Raw genomic sequence first — 13,760 nt, 5'->3', positions numbered from 1 at the left:
GTAGCCACTTATAAACTTTTTCTCTATGATGCGACAATAATTAATTGTGAATTAGCATACTTGGTTAATGAGACAATGAAGCATCAGTTTAAATTTAATCCTTTAGCGACAGCTATTTTTACGCTCTTATGTGGCTCCATACAATCAAGTTATGCTGAGTCGACTGATGTTGTCTCCAATATAGACAATAATCAACTTAAAGCGAGCATCAAGGAAGCTTACCCAGGTCAAGAATTCTTTCAGCAATATTATGTTGATAAATCTGCACCTGAAGCTCAGCTTCGTGACAATAAATATTTAAGCTCGGCATTTTGCCAAGGCACATGGGTTACACCAATTAACCCTGAAACCAAAGCTTTAGATGCCGACAAAGCGACTTCTGTCGTTACTGCTAACTACGGACATTACAACCCAGCGGGTGATTCTGTTTTAGAAGGTGATGTCGTTATTGATCAAGAAGGACGCACAGTTCGTGCTGACAAAGTAACGATTGATAAGACCCAAACCTTTGCGCATGCACAAGGTCGAGTACAGTTAGCTCAAGGCGGGTTACTTTCACAGAGTGATGAAATTAATTACAACCTAAAAACCCAAACCGGGAATTTAGACAATAGTTTTTATATTTCTGAACAGCAACATGCCCATGGTCATGCAGGAAAAATCGAAAGAACCTCACCAAACGTTATGGTTCTTAATGATGCAACCTATACGACTTGCCCACCAGGCCAAAAACCCGGTTGGAAAATCCAAGCCAATAAAATTGAGTTAAATCAGGAAACTGGACGCGGCGTAACTCGTGGAACAAAATTATATGTTAAGGACGTTCCTGTTCTAGCTGTTCCCTATTTTAACTTCCCGATTGATGACCGCCGTACTACAGGTATCCTCAACCCACAATTTGGTTTCTCAAACGATGGCGGTGTTGAGCTTTCTGTTCCGGTTTATCTAAACCTTGCACCTAACTATGATTTGACACTTACTCCGCGATATTTAGCAGACCGCGGTGCAATGCTAAAAGGTGAATTTAGATATTTAACTGATGGCTTTGGTGCTGGGGAAATGTGGGGTGGCATCTTGCCATCTGACAAAGGTTATGATGACAAAGATCGTAAAGATTTCCATTTTTTACATAATTGGGATATCAACGATCAGTGGTCTACTAACCTCGAATATAACTATGCATCAGATAAAGATTACTTCTCTGACTTAGATAGCAGTCCTAACTCTAAAACAGATCTTAACTTACGTAGAGCTTGGGAACTTAATTATCAACATGGTATTCCAGGTTTAAAAGCACAGCTTAAAGTCGAAGATTTCCAGACACTTGATCCTGAAGTTGCAGATGCAGATAAACCATACGCGCGTTTACCACAATTCTTATTAAATTACGTCACTGGTAATCCACTAGGACTACAATACGAATTTAATAACGACACTGCTTACTTTAAGAAATCAATTAATGATGATTCTGCTCAAGAAAGTAGTGGTACACGTATTTATAACCAGTTCGCAACGCGTTATAACTACCGTACACCGGCAGCTTTTGTGATTCCTGAAGTCTCTGTACGTTCTATTCAAACGTTTTATGATAAGGACAGTATCGCATCTCAAAATCTAGATGGTGGTTCTGAAAACAAATCAGTCGTTGTACCTCAATTCACGTTAGACACTGGACTGAACTTTGAACGTGATGGTAAGTACTTACAAACACTTACACCACGTGCTTTCTATGCATATGCGCCATACAAAAATCAAGATGGTTATCCTAACTTTGACTCAACTACTGCGTCAGTAAGTTATGATCAATTATTTAACCCTTACCGTTTTTATGGTCATGACCGCCTAGAAGACAATAACTTTTTATCCTTGGGTGTAAGTTATAGCCTCTTTGACACAGTAGGCTTAGAACGTTTACGGGCAAGTGTAGGTCAAAGTTACTATTTCGAAGACCGTCGTGTCACCTTACAACGACAACAAGATGAAATTGATACTGAACGCAACACAGGTCCTGTTGTGAGCCTATCAAGCCAGCTTAACCAAAACTTTACCATTGCTGCCAACTCAGCTTGGATGTCGAATGGTGACAATGCTCAACGTGACTTCCAACTTTACTACACAGGTGATAAAGGAAATCTATATAACCTAGGCTATTTCTATCGTAAAGATATTCCTGGTCGTCAAGATACTTATGACCAAGTTGTTGCATCGTTTATACAACCAATTAAAGACAATTGGCGTATTATGGGCCACGTACAATATGACATGGACAATGATGTTGCCCGTGAACTCTTGTTAGGAGTTAACTATGAGTCATGTTGCTGGGGTATTTCTGTCTATGGCCGTTCATACTATAACGATCTAGACGATCCAAAATCTCCAGATGTTAGTGAAAAGCGCGCGATCATGGCCGAAATTACACTAAAAGGTTTAGGTGGTTTAAACAATAAACTCGCGTCTTTACTTGAAAATCGCGTTTTAGGTTTTAACAAAATTAATCAATCTTGGACACAACGTTAATGAAGACAAAGCATCTTAAACAGTTTTTTAAAGCAACTACACTTGCTGCCCTAATCTCTTCATCAATGCATAGTTTTGCCCAACCCGCTGATGAAGTTGTGGCAATTGTGGACAATAGCGTAATTTTAAAAAGCGATCTTCAACAAGGTATGGCTGAAGCAGCTCATGAACTTCAAGCTCAAAAAAAAGAAGTGCCACCTCAGCAATACTTGCAGTTTCAAGTATTAGATCAACTCATCTTGCGTGAGGCACAACTTGAACAAGTTAAAAAATATGGCATCAAACCTGATGAAAAAAGCTTAAATGAAGCAGTCTTAAAAGTAGCAAGTCAATCTGGAAGTAAAAGTTTAGAAGCTTTCCAGCAAAAATTGGATGCTATGGCACCAGGAACTTATGAAAGTTTACGTGGCCGAATCGCTGAGGATTTAGCGATTAGTCGTTTGCGCCAACAACAAGTGATGTCTCGTATTAAAATTAGTGATCAAGATGTAGAAAACTTCTTAAAATCACCTCAGGGACAAGCTGCGTTAGGTAATCAAGCACATGTAATTCATATGCGCATTTCTGGTGACAATGCACAAGAAGTTCAATCTGTAGCTCAAGAAGTGCGTTCAAAGCTTGCTCAAAGTAATGATATAAATGCTTTGAAAAAACTTTCAACTGCAAATGTAAAAGTTGAAGGTGCTGATATGGGTTTCCGCCCACTGTCTGATATTCCTGCTGAACTTGCGGCTCGTATTACACCATTACAAGATGGGCAAACGACTGACTTAGTTTCAGTACGTGATGGTGTACATGTTTTAAAGCTTCTTGAACGCAAACAAAATGAGCAAAAAGCTTTAGTACCTCAATTTCAAACCCGCCACATTCTCATTCAGCCATCTGAAGTAGTGACTCTTGAGAATGCTAAGCAAATTATTGATAACATCTATAAACGCTTAAAAGCTGGTCAAGATTTTGCAACACTTGCAGCAACCTATTCAAATGACACAGGTTCAGCACGTGATGGGGGAAGTTTGGGTTGGGTAACACCTGGAATGATGGTTCCTGAATTTGATAAAAAAATGCAGGAAATTCCTGTAGGTGAAATTAGCGAACCGTTCCAAACTCAATTCGGCTGGCATATCTTACAAGTAACAGATAAACGTGAAAAAGATATGACGCACGAATATCAAGAGCGTATGGCACGTCAAATTTTAGGTGAACGCCAATTCAACACTGAGATTGATAGCTGGTTACGTGAAGTACGTGCAAATGCATATGTAGAAATCAAAGATCCAAGTCTAGACAAAAAGAACTTACAAAAGTAACTCTTTTTCTCTTTATTAAAACCTGTGTTTGTCACAGGTTTTTTTATGCATGAAATTTACATAATAAAAAACCGGTTATATAAATAACCGGTTTCTATAAATTAAACCCTAACGGGAATTATTTATAGCGATCAACCATTTTCTCTAAAGAAATCGGGCGAATCTTGTCAGCATTTCCAGCTGTACCAAACGCTTCATAACGATCAATACAAATTTGCTTCATTGAATCTACAGTTTTAGCAAAGTATTTACGTGGATCGAATTCAGCTGGGTTTTCAGCCATAAACTGACGAATTGCACCAGTAGATGCTAAACGTAAGTCTGTATCGATATTGATCTTACGCACACCATGTTTAATTGCTTCTACAAGCTGTTCAACAGGTACACCATAAGTCTCTTTAATATCACCGCCAAACTCATTGATTACTTTCAACCACTCTTGCGGCACAGAACTTGAACCATGCATAACAAGATGAGTATTTGGTAATGCCGCATGAATTTCTTTAATGCGGTCAATTGCCAAGATATCACCTGTAGGTGGACGAGTGAACTTGTAAGCACCATGTGAAGTACCTACAGCAATCGCTAATGCATCTACATTAGTATCGGCAACAAACTGAGTCGCTTCTTCAACAGAAGTAAGAAGTTGTGAGTGATCAAGTACACCTTCTGCACCAACACCGTCTTCTTCGCCAGCCATACCAGTTTCAAGGCTACCTAAACAGCCAATCTCACCTTCGACAGAAACACCACATGCATGTGCCAAAGCAACAACATTACGAGTTACATCAACGTTGTATTCATAAGAAGTAGGTGTTTTACCATCTGTACCTAATGAACCGTCCATCATCACTGAGCTAAAGCCAAGCTGAATTGAACGCTGACAGATATCAGGGCTTGTTCCATGGTCTTGATGCATTACCACTGGAATATGTGGCCATTCTTCAATTGCAGCCAAAATAAGATGGCGTAAGAATGGAGCGCCTGCATATTTGCGAGCTCCAGCTGATGCTTGAACAATTACAGGTGAATTGGTTGCATCCGCGGCAAGCATAATTGCACGCATTTGTTCTAAGTTATTTACGTTAAATGCTGGTACGCCGTAGTTATGTTCAGCAGCGTGATCCAAGAGCTGGCGCATTGAAATGAGTGCCATAATATCCTCCCAGGTAGTGCGGCTTATTCTACCCTGTCATTTATTTCAATTCAGCAACAAATCACAGTATTTCAAAAAAAATCCCTGCATTTGCAGGGATTTTTTAACAAAAAACAACAAATTAATGTGTTTCTGAAGCAGCAGCCTCACTTGGCGCACTACCTTCAACCACATCTGTATTCTTTTCATCTAGAACTGGCTTATCAATCGCATCAATTGCTGCTTGTTGCTCAGGCGTTACTTTTTCAGAAACAGCAGTAGATGCAGCTGATTCTTGGCCCGCTTGAGATGCTTCATCTTTCTTAGCACAAGCAGTCAACATCATTGGTACAATTAACATAGCAGCAAATGTAAGCTTTAAATTCATCACTATTTTCCACAGTTGGTGATTTAATACTCGACATTTTATTGCAAATATATGACAGTTTAATGACTTATCAATGAAAAAGGGATTAGTTACCCAATCCCTTCTTATTTCTATATAACAGTATTAAGCACGTTCAAGCAAAACAGCAACTGCTGGCAATGTTTTTCCTTCAACAAACTCAAGGAATGCACCACCACCTGTAGAAATATAACCAATTTGATCAGCGACGTTATATTTATCAATCGCAGCTAATGTATCTCCACCACCAGCGATCGAGAATCCTTCCGATTGAGCAACCGCAAGAGAAAGCGCTTTCGTACCTTCACCAAATTGATCTACTTCAAATACGCCTACTGGACCATTCCAAAGGATCGTTTTTGATGTTGTTAAAATATCAGCAAATGCTTTAGCTGTTTCTGGACCAACGTCTAAAATCATATCATTTGCAGTCACATCTTCTACTTTCTTCACCACAGCTTGAGCTGCTGCTAAAGAACCTAAGAAATCTTCAAAATTAATTTGCGATGCATCCGCAACTACAACATCTGTAGGAAGTGGGACACTTACTTTAGCAGCAATTTGTTTAGCAGTTTCAACCAAGTCAGCTTCATATAATGATTTACCAACGTTAAAACCAGCAGCTGCTAAGAATGTATTTGCAATACCGCCCCCAACGATCAGTTGATCACAGATACTAGAAAGTGAGTTTAAAACATCGAGTTTAGTTGAAACTTTAGAACCAGCAACAATTGCAACCATTGGTTTTTCAGGAGTTTGCATTGCACGGCCTAGTGCATCTAACTCAGCAGCCAACAAAGGACCAGCAGCAGCAACTGGAGCGAAACGAGCTACACCTTCAGTAGATGCTTCTGCACGATGAGCAGTACCAAATGCATCCATAACAAATACGTCACATAGTGCAGCATATTTTTGAGCGAGCTCTGGATTATTTTTCTTTTCGCCATGGTTAAAGCGTACATTTTCAAGCAATACAACTTGACCAGCTTCAACTTCAACGCCTTCTAGATAATCTGTTAATAATTTAACTTCTTGGCCCAATACTTCTGTTAAATAAGCAGCGACTGGTGCAAGTGATTGTTCTGGCTTTGGTTCACCTTCAACAGGACGACCTAGATGTGAACATACCATCACTGCTGCGCCTTTATCTAAAGCAGCTTTAATAGTTGGTAATGCTGCACGTAAGCGAGCATCGCTAGTAATCACACCATTTTTGACAGGAACGTTTAAATCTTCACGAATAAGGACACGTTTGCCTGTTAAGTTAAGGTCAGTCATACGCTGAAAATTCATGTAAAGCTCTCTTTATGATTTTAAAAACGCGCCAATTTTAAATGATTACTTCAAAAAAGGTTAGTTTTTTTGCATAAAAGCTGTAGAAAGCCCCAGTTTTGATTATGATAGAGGTAGTTATTTGATATTTCACCCATTATGTCTATTCATCCAGATCCACAAATCAATCGCTTAAATGTTTTAGGGGAACCTTTAGCAAGTTGTTGCTTTGACCCTATTACGGGCTATTTTAGAAATGGTTTCTGCCACACAGCAGTAACAGACCTTGGTCAGCATACCGTATGTGCACAAATGACCTCTGATTTCTTAAATTTCTCTCAGAAAATTGGTAATGATCTTATTACTCCTTTGCCAGAAGTAGGTTTCCCTGGTCTGAAACCGGGTGATTTCTGGTGTATCTGCGTAACTCGCTGGGTAGAGGCTTATCAAGCTGGTGAAGCCCCTCCTATTAAAATACATGCATGTCATCAAGCTGTATTAAGCTATGTACCTTTAGATGTATTAATGGAATTTGCAGTGTAATGGTTCAGCCACAAATTATTTTGGCTTCGAGTAGTCAAACTCGCAAAGACTTAATGGACCGTCTTGGAATTAATTATATTTGTATTAGTCCCGATATTGATGAAAGTCCTCGCGATGAAACCCATGCCGATGAACTTGCAAAAAGGCTCGCTTTCACAAAAGCTCAGGTGATTGCTGAACAGAACCCATCAGCCATCGTTATTGGTTCAGATCAAGTTGCTTGGCGAGAACATGCCCCGCATGACTTTATTGGCAAACCGATGACTATTGAAAATGCCAAAGCACAACTAGCAGATAATTCTGGTCGAACTGTTTTTTTTAGTACAGCTCTTAGCGTGCAATGGCTCGATAGAGACTTTGAGCAAACGCTTGTTGAACATTATCAAGTTAAATTTCGAAACCTGAATCAAGCTGAAATTGAACGATACGTTTTATTAGATCAGCCACTACATTGCGCTGGCAGCTTTAAGTGTGAAAGTTTAGGAATTAGCTTGTTTGAAAAAATGATAGGCCAAGACCAGACCACACTTATGGGTCTTCCTATGATTCAACTTTGCCATATTTTAAGGCAACTTGATCTACAAATTCCTTAATTCTAGATATTTTATAAATAGGTTATTTCCATGACAGAACCTTTAACAGTTTTAGGCGGTATTACTGCCGAGCAATTTTTAGCAGAGTATTGGCAGAAAAAACCTTTACTGGTGCGTAACGGATTACCAGAAATTATAGGTCTTTTACAACCTCAGGATGTGCAAGAACTTGCCTTGGAAGAACATGCAAGTGCCAGACTGATTCGCCAAAAAGATAAAAATCCAAATGAATGGCACGTAAAGTCTTCACCTTTAACCAAAGGTGATTTTCAAAAGCTACCAAAATTATGGTCAATTTTAGTACAGGCAGTAGATCACTACTCTTTTGATCTTTCTGAACTTTGGAAAAAATTTCCTTTTATTCCTCAATGGCGCCGCGACGATATTATGGTGTCTTATGCACCTAAGGGTGGTTCAGTTGGAAAACATTTCGATTTTTATGATGTGTTTTTAGTTCAGGGTCATGGTCATCGTCGCTGGCAGCTAGGTCAAATGTGCGATGTAAATACTGCATTTGTACCCAATCAACCATTAAAACTTTTGCCAGAAATAGATGTGCAATTTGATGAAGTTTTAGCACCAGGTGATTTACTTTATGTTCCACCTGGAATGGCACATTATGGGGTCGCAGAAGATGACTGCTTAACTTTCTCATTTGGCTTTCGCATGCCAAACGTTGCCGGAATGATGGAACGTATTAGCGATCAATTTTCAGCTAATACTTTACTCCAAAATCCTGTTGTAGATATCGCACGCAAACAAATGAGCCAAATTGGCGAAATTAACTCAACTGAACTAAGCTATCTAAAAGACTTAGTTTTAGCTCAGTTGCAAGACTCTGCAGCACTTGATGCAGCAATCATGTCTTATATGAGCGAACCTAAATATCCAGATAATATTCCAGAACCTGATGAGATCGAAGCCGATGATCTTCAAGAGATCTTACATGAAGGTTATGAAGTTCTATTAGAACCTGCCTCTCGCCTACTTTATACAGAAAATAACGGAATTCTAAGCTTCTGGGGAAATGGCGAAGCGCTATGTATAGCTGAAACTTTCGCACCAAAATTAAAAGCTATTGCTGATGGAAAAAGCTTAGCTTTCGATAGCGAATTTAATGAGCTTGAAATCCTTGAAAATGTTGCTTACTTACTCAATGAATCTATTTTGATGCTTTTACCACCTTCAGAGTAAGAAACTTTAATAAAAGTGGACTTTTCAAAGCAACGGGAAGTCCACTTTTAAATTGGCCGACAAACTCAAAAATAAATTTTTTTTGTTTATTAATTTTCCTTTTTAAACTTTAAAATCGACTTATCGCAAAAATATTGGAGTTAAAAGATTTTGAAAAAGGAAGTATGATTATTTAAATATATAGCCTAAAACTCTTTGCCATTCCCCTAAAAGTAAAACTTGAGCGTTTAAAAAAATAATATCTTTTTTCTATCAATAACAAACAATACCTTGTAAAATTAAATTATCTAGATTCTCATTGATAAAGATCACCGTTCAAGCTAATAGCAATTCATTTGTGAGAGGCTAAAATATGTCGAAAAAAGATGACATTATTAACACCGCATTAAGACTTTTTAACTCGTATAGCTATAATTCTATAGGTGTAGATCGCATCATTAATGAATCTGGCGTTGCAAAAATGACTTTCTATAAGCATTTTCCATCAAAAGAAAAATTAATTGAAGAGTGTCTACTTCTTCGAAATACGCTTCTACAAAACTCTCTTACTTCTGCCTTATCAAAACATGATGAGTTAGATCCTCTTGCAAGAATTAAAGCAGTATTTTTATGGTATTCTGACTGGTTTAATAGCGAAGATTTTAATGGCTGTATGTTTCAAAAAGCCTTGGAAGAGGTTTTAAAACAATATCCTTCAACACATCAACCTGCCACTTTGTATAAAGCTTGGCTGACCCAACTCATGCAAAATCTTCTTAACCAGTATGATGTAAAAGAGCCAGTTCCCCTATCTTTACTACTCGTTAATATTTTGGAAGGTATGACTATACAGGCTCAAGTCGAACATGGTTCAATAAAAATTAATGATTACTGGACTCGAGTAGAAAAATTAATCGATTTCGAAAGAGCAGCCTAAAAATAAAGCGTGATATTCTTCTTCTTATATTTAATGATTCTTCTTATGTATCACGCTGCGTCTGAAAGTCATTTTGGTTCACAATTAGACGTTTTTTTCGACCTTACTGAACCAAAATATACAGACCTGTCTGTACAAAACAGATTATATATTTAAAAAATAAAAACTCAATCCTTTTTTATGATTTGTCTCAAGATAAATTAGATTTAACTATTTATCGAAAGCAAATTGAAATTGTTTTAGGTTGACTTCGTTTCACTTATACTTAACAATTACACTTATAACACAAAGCAACATTTTAGACACAAAAGAAATACAAATAGTTGTTTTTAATTAGAAAGACTACTTATTTATCAATTCCCCTTATATTGCTTTTCAACAAAAACAATTGGATTGATTAGTTTTGCTACATTCATTTTCATAAGATCAATCTATACTATGCCCGCTATATTGATATAGGTATAAAGTATGAAAGATGGACTCCAAATCGAAGAAATGAAAAATGCGGCTGATTCAGTCGTTGGAATTCTTAAATCTTTGGCTAATACAGATCGTTTATTAATTTTATGTCACTTAGCTTATGAGGAGTTAAATGTTTCTCAAATTGAAGAGAAGACCCAAATTACCCAGCCCACTCTTTCACAACAACTTATGATGCTACGCAAAAGTGATGTTGTATCAACCCGTCGTGATGGCAAGCAAATTTTTTATTCAATTAAGGATGACAATATGCATTCAATTTTAAATACGCTTCATCAGCTGTACTGTGCAAGTAAATAATATTTTTTAAATTATAAATTATAATAATAGTAGTAACTTCCTGAAATATGCGATTTTTCAGCTTGAAAGCTTAGAGTCCAATCCAAGCACAAAGTTTTGAAAATTCGCGTAGCTTTTCTAAAAAGCTCAACCATATTTAACTTTTTGCCACCCTATTTTCTTTAGCCTATTCCATGCTTTCACAGCTTTTTGATATACCTAGTTTTTTAATGAGCAATTAACAAGCAAAATCACCAACTCCAAAATTAAAAATATTAAATTAAGGCCAATAAAAACAAATATTTAATATTACCATTAAGTATAAATACTTCTAGGTGCTATAAAAAAGCTTAAGATTCACATCACTTAAGTATAAAATACTCCGCTTGTTCAACCTTTAGCCATGATTAGGTTAATAAGGCCTTTATATGCTTGCATTCTTTTCTCGATTAAGCTTAGTCACTAAGATTATTATCGCCATTATTCTAGGGATAGGCGTTGCATTACTATTTCCGAACGTTACGCCTTACTTAAGTTTATTTGGTGAGCTTTTCATTAAAGCCTTAAAGTCGGTTGCCCCTATTTTAGTTTTTGTATTGGTGCTTTCTTCTATTGCCAACTTCCAAGTGGGTCATAGCGCCAATTTACGCCCTATTATGATTCTATATGTGGCAGGTATGTTGCTTGCAGCTTTCACAGCTGTGATTGTCAGTCTTTCTTTTCCAAGCACATTATTCCTCAATACAGTTTCGCATAATGATTTACAAGCGCCTGGTAGTCTCGCAGATATATTAAAAAACTTGCTCTTAAGCTTTATTGCGAACCCTGTTCAAGCAATTAGTGAAGCTAATTTTATTGGTATTTTAGCGTGGGCAATTGGCCTAGGTTTAGCTATGCGCCACAGCTCAGACACCACAAAACAAGTGATGCAGGATGTCTCACATGCTGTAAGTGCTATTATTCATAAAGTAATTGCTTTTGCACCAGTCGGTATTTTCGGATTAGTTGCAGTGACTTTTGCCGATGCTGGACTTGCAACACTTGAGAGCTATGCACAATTATTAGTGGTATTGTTAGGCACCATGTTCTTTGTTGCTTTAGTTATCAACCCTATTCTTGTTGCCCTTACTATACGTGGAAATCCATACCCTCTCGTATTTAAATGCTTAAAAGAAAGTGGTATTACAGCTTTCTTTACACGAAGCTCAGCGGCCAACATTCCAGTTAACTTAGATTTAGCAGAGCGTTTAGGTGTTAATCCATCTACAGCAAGTGTGTCTATTCCGTTAGGCGCAACAGTAAATATGGCAGGTGCGGCAGTCACGATTACTGTACTTACATTAGCTACTGTACATACTCTTGGCATTCATGTTGATTTTGCGACAATGGTTATTTTATCAGTTGTTGCTACTATTTCAGCTTGTGGTGCTTCTGGTGTTGCTGGTGGTTCTTTACTACTCATTCCTGTAGCTTGTAGTCTATTTGGTATTTCAACAGAAATTGCGATGCAAGTTGTAGCGGTTGGTATGATTATCAGTGTATTGCAAGACTCTACTGAAACAGCCCTTAACTCATCTACAGATGTATTATTTACTGCAGCTGTAGATATTCGCTCCAAGCAAACGTCTTAAACAAAATGCCATTTCAACGTCTACCAAACTGGTTCCAACTTGGAGCCTTTTTACTGGCTTTTAATGCCGGAATGATTAATGTATTAGGGTTAATTACTCTTTTGCATCAATCTATTTCACATATGACTGGCAACGTTAGTATGCTGGCTATGAGTTTGGTAGAGTGGCAACCCGAACATATCATTTTTTTACTTTTAGTGATTATTTGCTATGTTTGCGGTTCATTTTATAGTGGTTTTATTTTAGGTAGCAGTCATTTTCGACTAGGTCGTCGTTATGGCTTACCTTTGAGCCTTGTTGCCTTATTCATTTTCCTTTGCTGGCTATTGCTTCCTTATTTTCCACGCTATGGATTATTATGGGCTTGTACGGCAATGGGTTTACAAAATGCAATGGTAAGCCACTATAAAGGAACAATCATCCGCACTACCCATCTATCAGGTGTTTTAACTGATATTGGTTTAGCACTTGGGTATAAAGCCAGAGGCTTAATAGTAGAAAATCGACGTATTGTTTTACATCTACTTATTTTTATCGGCTTTCTGCTGGGTGGAATTCTTGCCGCTTCAGTACATCCATATTTGAAACTACAATCATTTTTGTTGCCGGCAACTTTAAGCTTAGCCTTAAGTATTTCTTACTGGGTAGTTTATCTCTATAGCACTTCAACTTCACACAAGGACTAAGACATGGTTAAAAATGCCTTACAAGCACAGCTATTAAAAGCTGGTTTAGTTGATAATAAAAAAGCAAAAAAATTAACAAAGCAAGCTCATCACGAACAGCGTCTTGGACTAAGTAATGAGGCTGAAATCAAAGCAAATATTGAAAAAGCTCAACAAGAAAAGTTAGCTAAAGATCAAGCTTTAAATTTAGAAAAACAGAAACAGCTTGAAGAAAAAGCACTTAAAGCATCAATCATTCAGATGATTAAGCAGCACAAGATTACTGATTTTGCAGGGGATGTGGCTTATCAATTTATTGATGAAAATAAAATCAAAAAAGTGTATCTATCTCAGCAAGTTTATAATGCACTTGTTGCAGGTAGCCTAGTTATTGCTAAAGATCAAGATCAATACGCCTACCTTCCAAAAGCGTTAGCTGAAAAAATTGATCAAAAAATGCAAGGCTTCATTTTGATTAATAATGCTGAGAAAAACGAACAAGCCACTGATGAGGAAGATCCATATGCAGCATATGTTATTCCAGATGACTTAATGTGGTAATACAATACTTAGGCCTTTATGATATAGATCTAAAGGTCTTTTCTAATTAATGTGTAGCTGTAACAATTTAACAAATGTTCAAAATACTAAGAAAAAATACTTAAAGAATAAATTCCTTCACCCTTTATCTATTAATCTCGATATAATGAATAATACTTTTAGTCCTCGCGACGTTCTTGAAGATTTCTTCGAGTCTCCTTTTTTGCGTCATGTATTAATTTAAGACGTACAACATAATCAGTTCATGTGTATTTGCAT

Annotated in this window: 13 protein-coding genes; 10 read left to right on the top strand and 3 right to left on the bottom strand. The window is 37.3% G+C overall.

What is annotated here, in order from left to right; translation table 11 throughout:
- Positions 1 to 75 precede the first annotated feature (75 nt).
- Together JGE69_RS04335 and JGE69_RS04330 are read left to right on the top strand one after the other, a co-directional pair.
- Positions 76 to 2,517 carry an LPS-assembly protein LptD gene (locus tag JGE69_RS04335; protein WP_017386818.1) on the top strand — a complete coding sequence of 814 codons (2,442 nt, stop codon included), beginning with the start codon at positions 76 to 78 and terminating at the stop codon, positions 2,515 to 2,517.
- The gene (locus tag JGE69_RS04330; protein ID WP_005069560.1) at positions 2,517 to 3,827 is read left to right on the top strand and encodes a peptidylprolyl isomerase; all 1,311 of its coding nucleotides are present in this window, start codon (positions 2,517 to 2,519) and stop codon (positions 3,825 to 3,827) included. Before JGE69_RS04335 ends, JGE69_RS04330 begins: the two co-directional genes overlap by 1 nt.
- A gap of 118 nt (positions 3,828 to 3,945) precedes the next feature.
- On the opposite strand, the gene fba is transcribed toward JGE69_RS04330, so the two are convergent.
- The 3 genes from fba to JGE69_RS04315 form a co-directional block, all read right to left on the bottom strand.
- Positions 3,946 to 4,983 (bottom strand): class II fructose-bisphosphate aldolase, encoded by a 1,038-nt coding sequence (gene fba, locus JGE69_RS04325; RefSeq protein ID WP_002121428.1) that lies wholly within the window; start codon positions 4,981 to 4,983, stop codon positions 3,946 to 3,948.
- Between the two features lie 121 nt (positions 4,984 to 5,104).
- The gene (locus JGE69_RS04320) at positions 5,105 to 5,350 is read right to left on the bottom strand and encodes a hypothetical protein (RefSeq protein ID WP_002121463.1); all 246 of its coding nucleotides are present in this window, start codon (positions 5,348 to 5,350) and stop codon (positions 5,105 to 5,107) included.
- 123 nt (positions 5,351 to 5,473) lie between these two features.
- Complete coding sequence (locus JGE69_RS04315) at positions 5,474 to 6,661, bottom strand: phosphoglycerate kinase (protein ID WP_057070728.1); 1,188 nt, start codon at positions 6,659 to 6,661, stop codon at positions 5,474 to 5,476.
- A 138-nt stretch (positions 6,662 to 6,799) separates the two neighbouring features.
- On the opposite strand from JGE69_RS04315, the gene JGE69_RS04310 reads away from it, so the two are divergent.
- The 8 genes from JGE69_RS04310 (at position 6,800) to JGE69_RS04275 (ending at position 13,502) form a co-directional block, all read left to right on the top strand.
- The gene (locus JGE69_RS04310) at positions 6,800 to 7,183 is read left to right on the top strand and encodes a DUF2237 family protein (RefSeq protein ID WP_002121396.1); all 384 of its coding nucleotides are present in this window, start codon (positions 6,800 to 6,802) and stop codon (positions 7,181 to 7,183) included.
- Positions 7,183 to 7,776, top strand: a complete 594-nt coding sequence (locus tag JGE69_RS04305; RefSeq protein WP_005069567.1) for a Maf family protein — start codon at positions 7,183 to 7,185, stop codon at positions 7,774 to 7,776. The genes JGE69_RS04310 and JGE69_RS04305 overlap by 1 nt, the downstream gene beginning before the upstream one ends.
- 30 nt (positions 7,777 to 7,806) lie before the next feature.
- Positions 7,807 to 8,970: a cupin domain-containing protein gene (locus tag JGE69_RS04300; RefSeq protein ID WP_199112421.1), complete on the top strand. Its 1,164-nt coding sequence runs from the start codon at positions 7,807 to 7,809 to the stop codon at positions 8,968 to 8,970.
- A 352-nt stretch (positions 8,971 to 9,322) separates the two neighbouring features.
- On the top strand, positions 9,323 to 9,886 hold the full coding sequence (locus tag JGE69_RS04295) for a TetR/AcrR family transcriptional regulator (protein ID WP_002121343.1): 564 nt from the start codon (positions 9,323 to 9,325) through the stop codon (positions 9,884 to 9,886).
- Between the two features lie 468 nt (positions 9,887 to 10,354).
- Positions 10,355 to 10,666 (top strand): ArsR/SmtB family transcription factor, encoded by a 312-nt coding sequence (locus JGE69_RS04290; protein WP_002121379.1) that lies wholly within the window; start codon positions 10,355 to 10,357, stop codon positions 10,664 to 10,666.
- 407 nt (positions 10,667 to 11,073) lie between these two features.
- Positions 11,074 to 12,276 (top strand): serine/threonine transporter SstT, encoded by a 1,203-nt coding sequence (sstT, locus tag JGE69_RS04285; RefSeq protein ID WP_057070726.1) that lies wholly within the window; start codon positions 11,074 to 11,076, stop codon positions 12,274 to 12,276.
- Positions 12,277 to 12,281: 5 nt separating this feature from the next.
- Positions 12,282 to 12,962 (top strand): YoaK family protein, encoded by a 681-nt coding sequence (locus tag JGE69_RS04280; RefSeq protein ID WP_032007258.1) that lies wholly within the window; start codon positions 12,282 to 12,284, stop codon positions 12,960 to 12,962.
- Positions 12,963 to 12,965: 3 nt separating this feature from the next.
- On the top strand, positions 12,966 to 13,502 hold the full coding sequence (locus JGE69_RS04275) for a DUF2058 domain-containing protein (RefSeq protein ID WP_199112419.1): 537 nt from the start codon (positions 12,966 to 12,968) through the stop codon (positions 13,500 to 13,502).
- Positions 13,503 to 13,760 lie beyond the last annotated feature (258 nt).

This window comes from Acinetobacter sp. C13 (assembly GCF_016809775.1).
In the GTDB taxonomy this organism is placed as follows: domain Bacteria; phylum Pseudomonadota; class Gammaproteobacteria; order Pseudomonadales; family Moraxellaceae; genus Acinetobacter; species Acinetobacter pittii.
Note: the sequence above shows the minus strand (reverse complement) of the source record. Positions and strands in the feature narration are given on the sequence as shown.

Excerpts from the sequence above, each read along its gene's own strand:
- JGE69_RS04320 (WP_002121463.1), bottom strand. The coding sequence starts at position 5,350 with ATGAATTTAAAGCTTACATTTGCTGCTATGTTAATTGTACCAATGATG.
- JGE69_RS04295 (WP_002121343.1), top strand. The coding sequence starts at position 9,323 with ATGTCGAAAAAAGATGACATTATTAACACCGCATTAAGACTTTTTAAC.
- JGE69_RS04305 (WP_005069567.1), top strand. The coding sequence starts at position 7,183 with ATGGTTCAGCCACAAATTATTTTGGCTTCGAGTAGTCAAACTCGCAAA.
- JGE69_RS04290 (WP_002121379.1), top strand. The coding sequence starts at position 10,355 with ATGAAAGATGGACTCCAAATCGAAGAAATGAAAAATGCGGCTGATTCA.
- JGE69_RS04315 (WP_057070728.1), bottom strand. The coding sequence starts at position 6,661 with ATGAATTTTCAGCGTATGACTGACCTTAACTTAACAGGCAAACGTGTC.
- JGE69_RS04330 (WP_005069560.1), top strand. The coding sequence starts at position 2,517 with ATGAAGACAAAGCATCTTAAACAGTTTTTTAAAGCAACTACACTTGCT.
- JGE69_RS04335 (WP_017386818.1), top strand. The coding sequence starts at position 76 with ATGAAGCATCAGTTTAAATTTAATCCTTTAGCGACAGCTATTTTTACG.
- sstT (WP_057070726.1), top strand. The coding sequence starts at position 11,074 with ATGCTTGCATTCTTTTCTCGATTAAGCTTAGTCACTAAGATTATTATC.
- JGE69_RS04300 (WP_199112421.1), top strand. The coding sequence starts at position 7,807 with ATGACAGAACCTTTAACAGTTTTAGGCGGTATTACTGCCGAGCAATTT.
- JGE69_RS04275 (WP_199112419.1), top strand. The coding sequence starts at position 12,966 with ATGGTTAAAAATGCCTTACAAGCACAGCTATTAAAAGCTGGTTTAGTT.
- JGE69_RS04310 (WP_002121396.1), top strand. The coding sequence starts at position 6,800 with ATGTCTATTCATCCAGATCCACAAATCAATCGCTTAAATGTTTTAGGG.
- fba (WP_002121428.1), bottom strand. The coding sequence starts at position 4,983 with ATGGCACTCATTTCAATGCGCCAGCTCTTGGATCACGCTGCTGAACAT.
- JGE69_RS04280 (WP_032007258.1), top strand. The coding sequence starts at position 12,282 with ATGCCATTTCAACGTCTACCAAACTGGTTCCAACTTGGAGCCTTTTTA.